Raw genomic sequence first — 15,826 nt, forward strand, 5'->3', positions numbered from 1 at the left:
AATGGATGGACTGGAAAGAGCAAAATTAAAGGATAAGGTTTTAAGGTTTCTTCTTAGGAATAGAAATTGTGAACATATTCGTTTTTATATAGCGTTGGGTAAGCCTACCTTATATGTAGATGATTTTTTAAACCTTGGATTGGAAATCCATAGGTATGAACCTTATATATTAAACATTCATTCCTTTAATGGCGATATATTCTTTGACCGAACAGAATTGACAGCTACCTTTTTAGAGAATGGAGGATTTACCGCTATTGAAGAAGGCCTGGCAGAAGATTAGTATTTCCCTAATAGGATTAAATAAGCTTATGTAGTCATGTTATATCATGTCAGAAGTAGTTTTTGATAGTTTCTGGTGCCTTAGGTCACACTAGATGCATGATCCCTGTTTAGGCAGTAGATTGTATTCGTACAATTAGATCATCTGTTAGATCGGCTTAAATTGAGTCTTTTTATTTAGCCCCACTTCGCTGACCGCTTTAGCTCTTCATTAGCTACTAGCTTATAAGTTCCATCACTTTGCCAATGGTCCAATCCCTTCATTTGATATTGTTTGCCCTCGTACTCGAACGAACCGTACTTCTGCATAAGACCCATCATAAGCTTATGTATCCTATTTTGGTTCTTGTAGCCAGTGAGTGACTTTCTTATTCTCTCCTGACCGTTCACGGTATATGCCCCGGAGCTAACAACTGCAGTGTTGCCGTTTGCTCTAACTATTAACTTTCCGTTCCCGTGTATGGCATGCAAGAGCATCATGGAGACATTGAGGTTGTTGTGGGTCATGTCTAAAATTAGTAATAAAATTATTTTCAATGAGGGTAAAAAGGTGGTCACATGTTGGTAGTATATATAAAATAATTTATTACTTATTCTATTATACTAATATAACATAAGAAACTTAAAGGGGTTTTTTCGGGATTTTTGGATTTTTAGCTTGTTTTCACCTCTCTAGCATCAAATTTTATTGGTTTTCGCCAGGTTTGCTCAAAATGCACTTATATTATGATAGCGCTCAAATATCTTATATTCAGTGTTTTATAAATTTTATATTTTTAAGACATAGTGAATAAATATTACATATCAAAATTTTATATCAAAAAAATTGCACAAAACGTAGAAAATCCCTATTTTTGCAGCTATTATTCCATAAAAAAACCCTACACCAGGAGGTATAAGGTCAAAGAATGTTTTCTTTAGTTGTCGTGATCCAAAGATAATAAACTTTCCTTTAAGTCCATAGGTGTGTCAAATCCATTCCTATGGCGAAACTTTATAAACAAATTGTATTACCGTTAAGCTTGCGTAATGACGTGCTTGAATTGGGCATGTCAAATATTCAGACGATGAAAGCTTTTTATTTTATCGATAATCTGATTACTAATAGTAATTATAAGTGTGACAGTCCTACTACATATGTTTCCTATAGTAGAAACCTTTTTCGTGAGGTATTTAACTCAAAATATCAAATTTTTCTTAAGCCTTTGAAGGAATCAGGTATAGTGGAATGTGATGATATTTTTAGCGAGGAAGCACAAAAACCTCTTTTCTACAGAGTGCCATCAAAGTACTTTCTTGGTAACGAAGAGACGGTTAAAGTCAATATTTCTTATAAAGGGCTTGATAATGTGCAGGACGGAGCTATAATAAGCAGGACTAGGGATTTTATAGAAAATCTTTATATACCCTACAGTAAGTTGGAGGATGCCATAGAACAGGTATTATATGATGTAAGCACTGAAATGTATCGGGAGAATTACGCTATAGGGGAAGAGCGAATTAAGTATACGGATGGTGTTAAAACATTCACATCATACACTGCGAAAGCTATAATTAAAGCTTCCAAGTTCGGTCGAACATTGATTGAGGATCAAGGCAATTATTTTATGATGGACATCAACTCTTATAGGGCTCTTAAACGTAGCAATTTGGAAAAAGCATATAAGCAAACACTTGAAAATCTTCGCTCTGGTAATATATACGTTAGTAGGAATAGAACTAATCAACGTTTAGATACGAACCTTACCAATATGCCTAATTTTATATTTGAATTGATAGCAAATGAAAATAAACTAAAACAGATTGATGCTGTCAATAGCCAGTATGCTATTCTTGCCAACTTAATGAAGAATGATGGTCTGTTAGGTAGATTTATCGAAGATGCTCAAAATGGGGAGCTTTACGAGAATATTGAAAAAGAATTGAACTTGGAACACAGGAACGATGCTAAAAAAGGGTTAATGAAAATAATTTTTGCACCTAACGATACTAAAAACATTTATAAGGAGGGGCTTGAAAACCTTTATCCAGAGCTTATAAAATATTCGGAGTCTATCAAATATCAAAAGGGGTATAAAGAACTATCTATAATGTTGCAAAATTGTGAGAGCAATCTTTATATAGACCATTTGTTGAAAAGCTTACAGGATTTAGGCATAGAATGTACCAGTAAGCATGATAGCATTATTTGTAGGCAAAGCGATGTGGATTTTGTTGAGCAGTTGATGAAACAAGAGATGTTAAAAATAGACTTTAAATGTAAATTAAAAGTATCGTAAATTATTAAGTGTGGGGCTAGATGTTTAAGTCTGGTTTAAGAATAAAAATGGTTATGACCTGGTGTTGAGAATAGATCAAATAGTTTTGATGATCATTGTAGAGTTTTTAACGATTCTGCAATAGGCGTATTGGTACTGACTGAAAAGAGCTTAAAAAAGTTCGTTTTTACGGAATATAAATATTCGGCTGCCGGAAACAATTAAAGAAATTTCTGGACATATTAGAAGTTAAACCATGATGTAAGTGAAATAGAAAATAATAACAATTTATATTAAGAATAGCATATGAAATTTTTGGAGTTTATTGATCGATTAGAGGAATTAGAAAGCGATAATTTTAGAATTAGCACTATTATTTATAATAGGAGAAGTATTTATGCTATTGTAGCAACAGACGGGGGAGAGAGTGAGTTTCCTATTGAAGTTACAAAAGAAGAAAACTACTATAAGGTATTAAGTGAAATTCAAGATTATAAAAATGAGTTGAAACAAGAAAGGTCACTAATTGATGTTCTTAAGTCAAAAGATATTGAAGAATTTGAAGATGATGATTTTGAAGACATCCCTGATTTATTTGAATAAAGTGACTAGGTGAAAAGTAGATATGGTATTTATTAAAATTTAACGATTTTACAATACGCATATTTGTACTGTGTGAAAAACGGAAGTGATTTTTAGGCTAAAAATGCTGTTTCGGGGGTAGCTTAAGAGAGTGTAAGAGAAATCAATTTTGGTTGTATATCCTACATTAAATATTAGTTAAACCATTAAATATCCGTTAATCCTTTTTTAGTTACAACTAATCTAATAGATGATGCTTTGCTTTGATCTAAGCGTTAAATCTTCAATATTGCAGTAATTATTAACCAATATTTAATATTATGGAACTCATAAAATTGAAAGTAAAGGAACAAGCTTCAAAGGGAACAGAAGCCAGAACTATCATTAATAGTTTTATAAACGCATGCGTAAAACTGGATACAACTGTTATTGAGAAGCTATTAAACGAGGACCAATACTTCGAAGAGAAAGATAAATGGTCGTTTTTAGCCTTTTTAAAAGGTCAATTTGATTTTGCCAAGGAAAAGGGTTTTGATAAGACGATCCTTAAGTACGGACGATGTGGGATGTGTGTAAGCGGTCATAGTACTTACGAGTTCTTCGGTGATGATGGAAACATCAGATTTGCATACATAATTGAGAAAGAGAATGACAAAATAAAGGATATCTACAATTGCAACGCTAGTTCTGGTTGGTTTAAGAAATAATCATACTTTAATGTCGTTTTAACTAGGTATTTTAAATAACATCAATGCAGGACCTATCTTTTACTGTAGATTCATTAACAGAAATTTGCAAGAACACATTTACCTCTCCAATAGAGGAGAGAATCATAAAACTTGAGGGTTTTTACTCACCGGGAAATAACAAGAAGTATGGTGGTGTCTATTATGACATCCTGCATGATGAGAATAAGCTTAGTAAGTTTACCCTGGTGGTACCTGCAAAGTTGAGGGAGGACCTTGATTCAAAACAATATTATGTTTTTGAAGGTCATGTAAATAAGACTACGAACAACTTTAACGATGGGACTATTAAGCTTCAGTTCAAGGCAACAAAACTAAAGGGTAGAAAGGATGAATTTCAATTCATAACCAAAGCAGAATTTAGTGTTGTTCAGGAGCGTTTTAAGCGCCCAATTCCATTTTTGGACCAACTACTTCTAGATAAGATTTTAAACAATCAGAAGCCTGTTATAAACATAATTAAGGGAACAACTTCTATAGTGGGTGAAGATTATAGGGGGCAGCTAATTGACTCGGAATTTTATACGATTAACGAGCACCAGGTTAACCTATCTAACAGCCAGGAGATAAGTAAAAAGATACAACTTTTATCAAAAGTGGATTCTGATATGCTCATCGTAATGAGAGGTGGCGGAAGTGGGCTGGAAATCTTCAATGACGTAGCATTATGTAAAGCTTCATTGGAATGCGCAATGCCATTCGTAACTGCGATTGGGCACCAAGAAGATGTGACTCTATTGGAGAAGTGTGCGGACAAAGGTTTTGGTACTCCTACGGCATTCGGCTCATTTCTACAGAACATAATAGATAGGTATAGAAATCAAATAAAGGACCGTACCACTCTGAACGAAAGGATAGCAGTTCTGGAGAAAGACTTAGCTTTAGTATCTAAAGATAGAGAGGAAAGACTTTTAAAAGCTGAAAACTCTGTTAAGGAAGAGATTCTGAGGGGGCAGAAGGATAAGGATAAAGTGGAACAGATATTCAAGACAAGGGAAAGGCAGTATCTATATGTTTCGTTAGCTCTTTTATTTTTACTAATTGTTTGTCTATTAATAATATTCCTATAATCTAATAATTCTGTAATTATGGCTGATGAAAAGATAATTAATAAAGGTTGGTCGGATGATGAATTAAAGGCTTCGGTTATAGCTTATTTAGATATACAGAGAAGAATAAAGCTTGGGGAAAAGCCAGTTAAGAAGGCCTATTATACAAAGTTATCTGAAGATTTTGGAAGAAGTCTCAAGTCATTCGAATATAGAATGCAAAACATTTCGTACGTAATGCTATTATTGGGGAGAGATTGGATTTCTGGTTTAACTCCAATGGCAAATGTAGGAGCCAATATTGCCAAGAAAATTGAAAATATACTAGCTGATATTGAAAATCGTGAATCTAACCCTGTTGTTGAATTTGAAGCAAAGGTAAAAGCAGCGATTGGAAGGAAGAAGTTATTAAAGCCTTCTGGTAAAGTGAAACCTAAGAAAGGAGTTTCTATCATAAATAACTATGAAAGAGATTACATGGTTAAAGCATGGGTGTTAAAAAATGCCGCTGGTAAATGTGAGTATTGTAATAACGCAGCTCCTTTCGAAACTAGTGGTGGACTCCCTTACTTAGAAGTACATCATGTAATAAGTCTAGCAGAAAGTGGTCCAGACATTGTTGAAAACACTGTGGCACTATGCCCCAATTGTCATAGAGAAGCACATTATGGCACAAACAAGAAGAAGCTTAAGGCAGCTCTATATAACTCTATCAAAAGGCTTGCAGCAGATTAATAAAGTACAATTCCTAAGTATTGTAAATATTATTAATATAAAAATATAACCTCCACATTAGATAGAATCAGTGATGTCGCACTTGTAGGTGGCGGTGCATACCCACAACCGGGAGAAATATCGCTTTCTCATAACGGGGTTTTATTCTTAGATGAACTTCCTGAATTTAAGCGTGGCGTTTTAGAAGTTATGCGTCAACCTTTAGAAGATAGGGAAGTAACTATTTCTAGAGCTAGATTCACCGTTACCTACCCAAGTAGTTTTATGTTGGTTGCCAGTATGAACCCTAGTCCTGGCGGATATTTTAACGACCCAGATGCTCCGGTAACTTCATCGCCTGCAGAAATGCAACGGTATTTAAGCAAAATATCAGGTCCTTTATTGGATCGAATAGATATTCATATTGAGGTTACTCCTGTACCGTTTGAAAAGTTATCCGAAGAACGAAAAGGGGAGAGTAGTGTCGATATCAGAAAACGAGTGACAGCAGCACGAGAGTTACAGACCGCAAGATTTGAGGGTATGGAAAATGTACACTATAATGCTCAAATGAATACAAAACAGATTCGTGAATATTGTAAGTTAGACGATAAGTCTAAAGCCTTGTTGAAAAATGCGATGGAAAGATTGAATCTTTCTGCTAGAGCATATGATAGAATTTTAAAGGTGGCAAGAACAATTGCAGATCTTGGTGGCGCCGATGATTTGGATGGAAACCATATTTCTGAAGCCATACAATACCGCTCATTAGATAGAGAAGGTTGGCTGGGGTAGTAATAAATAAAAAATGAACAAGAATTGAATGGTAATTATATTTCAAAAACCATTCAAAACTGTTCACCAACTTGAGAGGGTTGGTTGGGGTATAATTGTCTGTAATAAAGAGAAGTCTTCTTTAAGAATATAACTCTTCATTGTTAATATCGTCTTCAGTGTTTTTAGGAGCTGTAAAGATATCTTTAAGTATGTAACTGGTTACAATGGTTAAACCAAGAGTAAGAACAGGTATGGAGTAATCCCAGGTTAACAAATGCATTAATCCGCCACATATAAGGGTAATTACACCTATAACCATTACAAAATTCCATATAATTTCTGTCATGCTATTGTTTACATCTCCGTCTTTTGACATGAAATAAGAAGTACCTTCCATAGCAAACCATGCAATAAAAGTAAATGCCGTGCCTATTTGAAAAAACAAGGTATGGGTAAAGTCTAAAATTGTCAATATTCCGTTGGTTGTCCAAAAGAGGACCAAAGCCATTTTTATTAAATCAACGGACTTCTTTTCTTCTTTTCTTGAAAAACGTATTGCATATAGTATTAATATAGCGGCAAAGGACATGAAAATTATTCCTTCAGAAAATGGATAATGAAGTATTCGCATAACCATACCTATTAAAAGAGTTGCTATTGCAGCCCTAATAGGGTTTCTAAATGCTTTTTTAGAATTTTCCATATCTAGTTTTTTAGTTAATAACCTTAATGTTGGCTTTTAAGCCTTCCATTATTCCGATAATATTATTTACGGTTTCATTTAAATAATAGCGTACTACAATGTGCGGAATTCTAATGGTTGTAAAACCATTTTTAAATGAATGCATTGCTTCTTCTAAATTATTGATAGCTTCATGTTCTGTTAGCTTTTCATATTCAGAATCAATTTCAATATTGAGTTTTACACGAGAAATGGCAATGTCGATAGACTTTTTACCATCCCACCATTCTAACATAGAATTTACACCTGCTTCTTTAAGGGCATAATACAGCTGTATAGCTTCTAATGGTGTATTGTGTTTATTAATCAATAATTTAATTCGCTCATGGTGTTTGGCGCATAGCTCTACACCTGCACTTTCCATTGCATTTTTGTGATCTAAATAACCGAGTTCTTTCTTACATTCTAAACAAATCATTAATAGGTTAAGTTTAAGGTTTGGGGATAGCTATAACCTTGTTGTTTTTGGTTTATTATGTAATCTCGATGAATGACATCCAAGTTTTAGACGAACTGCATTTTTTTAGATTAACGGCATTTTGAAATGTTAAAATTGTGGTGAAAATGATGCTGAGTATGGTGAGGAATGTCATATTTACCAATTATATTTACAAGAACTATAATTTTAATATATGTTTAAGAAATTAGGACCGGGAGTATTGGTAGCTGCGGCGTTCATTGGTCCGGGAACAGTCACGGCATGTACTTTGGCAGGTGTTAATTTTGGGTTTAGTTTACTGTGGGCCATGTTGTTATCTATCATAGCAACCTATATTCTTCAGGAAATGTCTGCACGTTTAGGTATAGTGACACAAAAGGGGTTAGCAGATGTAATTAAGCAAGAGCTTCGTAATCCATGGATTCGTAATAGTGTTATAGCTCTTATCTTTTCTGCTATTATAATAGGTAATGCTTCTTATGAAGCCGGTAATATTGGTGGTGCCACTTTAGGTATGGAAGCTTTGTTTGGTACAACATACGGTAATTTATACCCTTTTATATTAGGTGGTCTTGCTTTTCTATTACTATATCTAGGTAGTTATAAGGCCTTGGAGAAAGTATTTATAGTACTGGTACTTATTATGAGTCTTTCTTTTGTTATGACGGCTATATTGACCAAGCCAGATGTATGGGAACTTCTTAAGGGATTGTTTATACCAACAATTCCTGAAAAAGGTATTCTTACCATAATTGCTTTGGTAGGTACTACCGTTGTTCCTTATAATCTTTTTTTACATGCCGCCTTGGTCAGTGAGAAATGGAAATCTAAAGATGATCTGAAATTGGCGAAAAGAGATACTTTGGTATCTATTATATTAGGAGGCCTGGTATCTGTCAGTATTATTATTTCCGCTGCGGCTATTAATTCATCTGAAGTTAATAATGTAATAGATATGGCGAAAGCTTTAGAGCCATTGTATGGTTCCGCTGCTTTATATTTTTTAGGAATAGGTATGTGTGCAGCAGGTATTACATCTGCAATAACGGCGCCTTTAGCTGCAGCTTATGTTGCCAATAGTTGCTTTGGTTGGAATGCTGAATTTAAAGATGCTAAGTTTAGAATGATTTGGATGATTATTTTAGGGCTTGGTGTTTTCTTTTTATCATTTGGAATAAAACCTATTGAGATTATAAAATTCGCACAGATAACAAATGGATTATTATTGCCTGTTATTGCGGTATTTTTATTATGGGTTGTAAATAGAACGGGAGTGATGGGAAAATATAAGAACTCTGTGTTGCAGAATATTTTCGGCGGACTAATTATTCTTCTTTCCGTTTTATTGGGTGCTAAAAGTATACTAACCGTTTTAGGTATTTTATAGATGACGAAAAGAGTTATTGATATTAATTGCGATGTAGGAGAGGGTATAGGGAACGAGAAAGACCTATTTCCAATGATAAGCTCTTGTAATATTGCTTGTGGCGGTCACGCTGGTTCAAAAGAAACTATTATACAATGCTTAGAACTGGCAAAAAAATATGGAGTTAAGGTTGGTGCGCATCCCTCGTATCCAGATATAGAAAATTTTGGGCGTGTTAGTATGTCAATTTCTAATGATGAGCTTATTAAAAGTATTCAAACACAAATGGAGTTATTTGAATCTGTGCGAGAAGAAATTAATATCACATTACATCATATTAAGCCCCATGGCGCCTTGTATAATGATATAGCTAAAGATGAATATTTGGCAGAAACTTTTTTAACAGCGATAGCTCCTTATAAACATACTGCCTTGTTATATGTTCCTTTTAACAGCGTCATTCAAAAATTGGCAACTAAAAACAGATTTAAAGTTTTGGTAGAAGCCTTCGCAGATAGAAATTATAATGATGATTTAAGTTTGGTGTCAAGAAAAGAAAAGAATGCTTTGGTTACCACTGGTAAAGAGGTGTTGAACCATATCTTACGCATGTATAATGATAAGGTGGTAAATACAATAAATGGCAATTATGTAACTATGGAAGCAGATACCTACTGCATTCATGGTGATACCCCTGCTGCATTGCAAATTTTGGCGTATCTTTCAAATGAATTGCCACATCATAATCTACAAGTAAAATCGTGAATTCCCCTAAAATAAATATTAAACCGTTTGGCGTCCATTCTGTCTTAATTGAATGGCCAAATGAGGTCAGTGAAATTATATTAGAAAAGATATTACATTTTGAAAGGTTTTTAACCAAAGAAGTGTTTACGAATAAAGAGTGGGAATTGGTACCTTCTTATAATTCTCTTTTAATTATAAATAGGACGAAACAACTTGATTTCCAGAAATTATCTTCTGACATACATAAGTGGTACTTGCAATTAAAAGAGTCACCAAAACCGGATAGATATTTGTGGCGATTGCCAGTTTCGTATGATTTGGAGTTTGGTTTAGATTTAGAGGAAGTAGCAAGTCAACTGCATAAAACGAAAGAAGAGATTATTGCCTTGCATACAGGTGCTACATATACCGTTTTTGGTATCGGGTTCTTACCTGGTTTTATGTATTTGGGCGGTATTGATAAAAAACTGGAAATGCCAAGAAAAGCTACACCAAGGTCAAGAGTGGTAAAAGGTGCAGTAGGTATTGCTGGTAAGCAGGCGGGTATTTATCCGCAAGAGTCTCCCGGTGGATGGAATATTATCGGTAATTGTGCTGTACCTATTTTTGATGCATCCAAAGAGAATCCTTGCTTTGTAAGTGTTGGTGATAAAATTGAATTTTATAAAATATCAAAAGCCGAACATGATCTTTGCAAAATAGAAGCTGAGGTAGGAATATATAAACCTGAAAAAATTAAGATAGATGCTTAAAGTATTAAAAGCAGGTTTTTATACAACCATACAAGATGCAGGTAGATTTCACTATAGAAATAAAGGAGTTCCTGTTTCTGGAGTTATGGATGAGATTTCGGTTTTTAAGGTAAATTCTCTACTTGAGAATGAAGAATCTGCTGCTGTGTTAGAAATTACCATGACCGGACCAACGCTTATTTTTGAAAAAGAAACCTATATGGCACTTGGTGGGGCAAAAATGTCCGCTACGCTGAATAATCTTCCTATTCAAAATTATAAGGTTTATATGATAAACAAAGGTGATATTCTTTCTTTTGGTAGATTAGAAAAGGGATTTAGATCATACTTAGCTGTAAAAGGTGGCTTTACTTCTAAACAAGTATTAGGTAGTAGGTCTTTCTATCAACCGATCACAAAATATAATAGATTAACTGATAATGATGCCGTGCCTTTTGCGGTACAAGAAGATTTTCAGCCTAAAATATCAGAGATTAAGGTAGCTTCATTTTTAGACGATTCTGTTCTTGAAGTAAATAAAGCGCCCGAATTTGATATATTGACCGATAAGCAGTTAGAAGAAATTTTCTCTAGAACATTCACTGTTGCACATGAGAACAATAGAATGGCATATCAATTGTCCGAAACTATACAGGCACATACAATTTCAATGCTTACGTCTGCAACTATACCTGGTACGGTACAGTTAACACCTGCGGGCAAACTAATTGTGTTAATGAAAGACGGACAAACGACAGGCGGCTATCCAAGAGCGGTTCAATTAACCGATAGGGCTATTTGCATATTGGCACAAAAGAAAGGTGGAGATATCATTAGCTTCAAATTGGTGTAATTTAATACTTTTTGTACCGATTTTGTTAAGGGGTTATTTATCAGCTAATTTTTCAGTACTATTGTAGTATGATATTATCAAATTTAATTACTAGACTAGTCATTGTCATTCCTACTAAGGGATGATATAGCTTTTCATACAATGAAAAAACCTGTATCAGATTTATTTGATGCAGGTTTTTTTATGTAAAATGAATAATATCGGTGAGTTTTGAAGTATTGAATATGGTATATAATGACTATTTAAATATTTGATATTCAATTAATTAAGTTCATTTTTGATAAAATGAATTTGTATTGTCAATTATTGTTAAAATTTGAAATTTTTATAAACTTTTATCTTTGATTAAGTAGTATTTAAGAAATCAAGATAAGCATACGAGAATTATATTATGGAGTTGAATAAGCATAGTAAGAATGTAACCCAAGATCCAACACAACCAGCAGCACAGGCAATGCTTTATGCCATTGGTTTAACTGAAGAAGATTTAAAGAAACCGTTAATTGGTATTGGTAGTACAGGTTATGAGGGTAACCCTTGTAATATGCACTTAAATGATTTGGCGCAAGAGGTAAAAGTCGGTGTTAATGATAGTGGTTTAGTGGGGCTTGTATTTAATACTATTGGTGTAAGTGATGGTATATCTATGGGTACATATGGTATGCGTTATTCTTTGCCTTCTAGAGATATTATTGCTGATTCTATGGAGACTGTGGTTCAAGCTATGAATTATGATGGTTTGGTTACTGTTGTAGGTTGTGATAAGAATATGCCTGGTGCACTTATGGCAATGATTCGTTTAAATAGACCATCTGTTTTGGTTTATGGTGGTACTATTGCTTCGGGTTGTTTTAAAGATAAAAAATTAGATGTAGTATCTGCTTTTGAGGCATGGGGAGAGAAAGTTGCCGGTACTATGAATGAAGAGGATTACAAAGGTGTTATCCAGAACGCTTGTCCAGGTGCAGGTGCTTGTGGTGGTATGTATACTGCCAATACTATGGCATCGGCTATTGAAGCTTTGGGTATGGCAATGCCTTACAATTCTTCTAACCCTGCAATAGGTAAAGACAAGCAGTACGATGCCATAAATTCTGGTAAAGCTTTAAGAACCCTTTTGGAAAAAGATATTAAGCCAAGCGACATCATTACCCGTAAATCTATGGAGAATGCTATTCGTTTGCTTACTCTTTTAGGTGGGTCAACGAATGCCGTACTTCACTTTTTAGCAATAGCTAAAGCGGCTGATGTAGATTTCACCTTAGATGATTTTCAAAAAATTAGTGATACTACGCCATTCTTGGCAGATTTAAAGCCAAGTGGTAAATTCTTAATGGAAGATGTTCACCGTGTAGGTGGTGTACCTGCCGTTATGAAGTTTATGTTAGAAAATGATATGCTACATGGAGATTGTCTTACCGTTACAGGTAAAACAATTGCTGAGAATTTAGCTGATGTTCCTGGTTTATTAGAACACCAACAAGTCATTAAACCACTTAGTAATCCTATAAAAGCAACTGGTCACTTACGTATTCTTTATGGTAACCTTGCCACTGAAGGTGCTGTGGCAAAAATTACCGGTAAAGAAGGATTGTATTTTTCAGGTCCGGCTAAAGTATATAACGACGAATTTCTTGCGAATGCAGGTATCGGTAAAGGTGAAGTGAAAAAAGGTGATGTTGTTGTTATTCGCTATGAAGGTCCAAAAGGTGGACCGGGTATGCCAGAAATGTTGAAACCAACTGCAGCAATTATGGGTGCTGGTCTTGGTAAAGATGTTGCTTTAATTACAGACGGTCGTTTTTCTGGTGGTACTCATGGTTTTGTTGTTGGTCACGTAGCTCCAGAAGCTCAAGATGGTGGAACAATTGGTCTATTGGAAGATGGAGATATTATTACCATTGATGCAGAGAAAAACGAAATTTCAGTTAATCTTACAGATGAGCAATTATCAGAAAGAAAAAAGAATTGGAAACAACCGGAGTTAAAGGTGAAAAGAGGAAGCTTATACAAATATGCACGTATGGTATCTTCTGCATCTAACGGTTGTGTAACCGATGAGTTTTAAATAACACCGGCTAGACTTTAGGAAGTCTAGAAGGATTTTAATATCAGGTAATTGTAACTCTTATATGCAATGCTTGAATTTGATTATGAATTATGGAAACAGTAAAAGAGAAGAAAAAAGGTACAGATTCCAAGAAAACTATTAAGATTTCTGGAGCAGAGGCAATAATTCATTGTTTGTTGGCAGAAGGTGTCGAAACAATGTATGGCTACCCTGGTGGTGCAATTATGCCCGTCTACGATGAACTATATAAATTTCAAGATAAATTAACACATATTCTTACAAGACATGAACAGGGTGCTACGCATGCTGCTCAAGGGTATGCTCGTGTTTCCGGTAGAGTGGGTGTCGCAATAGCAACATCCGGTCCTGGTGCAACTAATTTGGTGACTGGTCTTGCAGATGCGCAGATAGACTCAACACCTATGGTTTGCATTACTGGTCAAGTTACTAGACAATTACTAGGTACCGATGCTTTTCAAGAAACTGATATTATAGGGATCTCTACTCCGGTAACGAAGTGGAATTACCAGATTACCGAAGCTTCTGAAATACCAGAAGTAATGGCGAAAGCGTTTTACATTGCTAAATCTGGTAGACCAGGTCCGGTATTAATTGATATTACTAAAAATGCACAAATAGATGCTTTTAATTTCTCTTATGAGAAATGTACTGCTGTACGTAGTTATAAGCCGGTACCTAAACCAAAAATGAGTGCAATTCAAGCGGCTGCAGATTTAATTAATAGCGCTAAAAAACCATTTATCGTATGGGGGCAAGGTGTTATTCTTGGCAAGGCTGAGCAAGAGTTGAAAGCATTAGTTGAAAAGTCAGGTATACCTGCAGCTTGGACTATCATGGGAGCTTCGGCTTTGGATACTTCTCATCCATTAAATGTGGGTATGGTAGGTATGCATGGTAACTATGGTCCTAACGTTTTGACCAATGAATGCGATTTACTAATTGCTATAGGTATGCGATTTGATGATCGTGTAACTGGTAATTTAGATTTTTATGCAAAACAAGCTAAAGTAATTCACTTTGAAATTGACCCTGCTGAGATAAATAAGAATGTGCATGCAGATGTCGCGGTTTTAGGTAACTCAAAAGAAACTTTAGGGTTGTTATTGCCTTTAGTAAATGAAAATAAACATGATGCTTGGCATAATATCTTTAAAGAGAAATATAAAATTGAGTTCGATGCTATTATAAAGAATGACATTCACCCAACCAAAGAAGGTTTAACTATGGGCGAGGTCATCGAAGAAATTAATTTGGCTTCAAATAACAAAGCAGTTATCGTTTCTGATGTAGGTCAGCATCAAATGATTGCTTGTAGATATGCTAAATTCTCTCAATCTAAAAGTAATATTACTTCAGGTGGATTAGGTACTATGGGTTTTGCTTTACCAGCAGCTATAGGTGCCAAAATGGGCGCTATGGATAGGGAAGTGGTTGCTATTATTGGAGATGGTGGTTATCAAATGACTATTCAGGAATTGGGTGTAATTTTTCAACATAAAGTACCTGTTAAGATTGTTGTTTTGAACAATGAACATTTAGGTATGGTGCGCCAATGGCAAGAGTTGTTTTTTGAAAAAAGATACGCATCTACCGTAATGGTGAATCCTGATTTTGTAAAAATAGCTGAAGGTTATAGCATTGAAGCAAAACGAATATCTGAACGTAAAGATTTAAAATCGACCATTCAAGAAATGATGGCTTCTAAAGAACCTTATTTCTTAGAGGTTAAGGTTGAGCAAGAAGATAATGTATTTCCTATGATACCTTCTGGAGCTTCGGTTTCTGAAGTTAGATTGAAATAGCAGCAATAACAATCTCATGAACGATACGAACATACAGGACATTCCTAATATACATACGGAGATAACTCGTAAATCTGAGGAAATCGGATTTACGATGCCTTCAGACCTGTACGTTGGTAGCTTTCTCAAAACCTTAATAGCCTCTAAACCAAATGGCAATTTTTTAGAAATTGGAACTGGTATTGGTCTTAGTCTTTCTTGGATGATTGAAGGTATGGATGCTGATTCTAAATTGATATCCGTAGATAACGATCAAGAATTAATTTCTATCGCTTCTAGTTATTTTGGTGATGATGATAGAGTTGAGGTTGTTTGCAAAGATGGTTCTGATTGGATCAAGGAATATTCAGGTGCAAAATTCGATTTGATTTTTGCAGATGCCTGGCCAGGTAAGTACAGTGAAATCGATGAGGTTTTAAATTTGATAAATGTTGGCGGCTTTTACATTATAGATGATATGACCAAACAGCCAAATTGGCCAGCCGGTCATGAAGATAATGTACTTGAACTGACAGCGTATTTAGAACAACGTAAAGATTTACAATTGACCAAAATGAATTGGTCTACAGGCTTAATAATGGCCGTAAAGAAATAGTATAGAATAATTATAATGACACCATAAAATCCTTTTGAAGAAAGGAATAGG

The 15,826-nt window shown here is 34.8% G+C and carries 16 protein-coding genes and 1 pseudogene; 14 read left to right on the forward strand and 3 right to left on the reverse strand.

Annotated elements, in window-relative coordinates:
* Position 1: 1 nt before the first annotated feature.
* Positions 2-283: a hypothetical protein gene (locus P177_RS08420; protein WP_036153878.1), complete on the forward strand. Its 282-nt coding sequence runs from the start codon at positions 2-4 to the stop codon at positions 281-283.
* 176 nt (positions 284-459) lie between these two features.
* Here P177_RS08420 and P177_RS20480 read toward each other — a convergent pair whose 3' ends face one another.
* Positions 460-591, reverse strand: a complete 132-nt coding sequence (locus tag P177_RS20480) for a hypothetical protein (protein ID WP_262493312.1) — start codon at positions 589-591, stop codon at positions 460-462.
* 674 nt (positions 592-1,265) lie between these two features.
* Here P177_RS20480 and P177_RS08430 point away from each other — a divergent pair.
* From P177_RS08430 to P177_RS08455, 6 genes and pseudogenes are all read left to right on the forward strand, one after another.
* Positions 1,266-2,561, forward strand: coding sequence for a hypothetical protein (locus P177_RS08430; RefSeq protein WP_036153882.1), 1,296 nt, complete (start codon positions 1,266-1,268; stop codon positions 2,559-2,561).
* Positions 2,562-2,846: 285 nt separating this feature from the next.
* Positions 2,847-3,143: a hypothetical protein gene (locus P177_RS08435; RefSeq protein ID WP_036153884.1), complete on the forward strand. Its 297-nt coding sequence runs from the start codon at positions 2,847-2,849 to the stop codon at positions 3,141-3,143.
* A gap of 299 nt (positions 3,144-3,442) precedes the next feature.
* The gene (locus P177_RS08440) at positions 3,443-3,829 is read left to right on the forward strand and encodes a hypothetical protein (RefSeq protein WP_036153886.1); all 387 of its coding nucleotides are present in this window, start codon (positions 3,443-3,445) and stop codon (positions 3,827-3,829) included.
* Positions 3,830-3,873: 44 nt separating this feature from the next.
* Positions 3,874-4,938, forward strand: a complete 1,065-nt coding sequence (locus P177_RS08445) for an exodeoxyribonuclease VII large subunit (protein ID WP_036153889.1) — start codon at positions 3,874-3,876, stop codon at positions 4,936-4,938.
* An 18-nt stretch (positions 4,939-4,956) separates the two neighbouring features.
* Positions 4,957-5,652 carry an HNH endonuclease gene (locus P177_RS08450; protein ID WP_209435180.1) on the forward strand — a complete coding sequence of 232 codons (696 nt, stop codon included), beginning with the start codon at positions 4,957-4,959 and terminating at the stop codon, positions 5,650-5,652.
* A gap of 66 nt (positions 5,653-5,718) precedes the next feature.
* Positions 5,719-6,426, forward strand: a pseudogene (locus tag P177_RS08455) (YifB family Mg chelatase-like AAA ATPase); the annotation flags it as partial.
* 121 nt (positions 6,427-6,547) lie between these two features.
* Here P177_RS08455 and P177_RS08460 read toward each other — a convergent pair.
* On the reverse strand, positions 6,548-7,111 hold the full coding sequence (locus tag P177_RS08460) for a hypothetical protein (protein ID WP_036153890.1): 564 nt from the start codon (positions 7,109-7,111) through the stop codon (positions 6,548-6,550).
* Positions 7,112-7,121: 10 nt separating this feature from the next.
* Positions 7,122-7,568, reverse strand: coding sequence for a hypothetical protein (locus P177_RS08465; RefSeq protein WP_036153892.1), 447 nt, complete (start codon positions 7,566-7,568; stop codon positions 7,122-7,124).
* A 214-nt stretch (positions 7,569-7,782) separates the two neighbouring features.
* Here P177_RS08465 and P177_RS08470 point away from each other — a divergent pair, with 214 nt between their 5' ends.
* From P177_RS08470 to P177_RS08500, 7 genes are all read left to right on the forward strand, one after another.
* Positions 7,783-8,976 carry an Nramp family divalent metal transporter gene (locus tag P177_RS08470; protein ID WP_036153894.1) on the forward strand — a complete coding sequence of 398 codons (1,194 nt, stop codon included), beginning with the start codon at positions 7,783-7,785 and terminating at the stop codon, positions 8,974-8,976.
* The gene (gene pxpA / locus P177_RS08475; protein WP_036153896.1) at positions 8,977-9,720 is read left to right on the forward strand and encodes a 5-oxoprolinase subunit PxpA; all 744 of its coding nucleotides are present in this window, start codon (positions 8,977-8,979) and stop codon (positions 9,718-9,720) included.
* A complete protein-coding gene (pxpB, locus tag P177_RS08480) occupies positions 9,717-10,454 on the forward strand; it encodes a 5-oxoprolinase subunit PxpB (protein WP_036153898.1) in 738 nt (245 codons plus the stop codon). The genes pxpA and pxpB overlap by 4 nt, the downstream gene beginning before the upstream one ends.
* Entirely contained in the window at positions 10,447-11,286 is an 840-nt protein-coding gene (locus P177_RS08485) for a 5-oxoprolinase subunit C family protein (protein ID WP_036153899.1), read from the forward strand. Before pxpB ends, P177_RS08485 begins: the two co-directional genes overlap by 8 nt.
* A gap of 391 nt (positions 11,287-11,677) precedes the next feature.
* Positions 11,678-13,354, forward strand: a complete 1,677-nt coding sequence (ilvD, locus tag P177_RS08490) for a dihydroxy-acid dehydratase (protein WP_036153901.1) — start codon at positions 11,678-11,680, stop codon at positions 13,352-13,354.
* A 92-nt stretch (positions 13,355-13,446) separates the two neighbouring features.
* Entirely contained in the window at positions 13,447-15,180 is a 1,734-nt protein-coding gene (ilvB, locus tag P177_RS08495) for a biosynthetic-type acetolactate synthase large subunit (RefSeq protein WP_036153902.1), read from the forward strand.
* A 16-nt stretch (positions 15,181-15,196) separates the two neighbouring features.
* On the forward strand, positions 15,197-15,775 hold the full coding sequence (locus tag P177_RS08500; protein WP_036153904.1) for an O-methyltransferase: 579 nt from the start codon (positions 15,197-15,199) through the stop codon (positions 15,773-15,775).
* Positions 15,776-15,826: the final 51 nt, after the last annotated feature.

The organism is Maribacter forsetii DSM 18668, from assembly GCF_000744105.1.
GTDB lineage: Bacteria > Bacteroidota > Bacteroidia > Flavobacteriales > Flavobacteriaceae > Maribacter > Maribacter forsetii.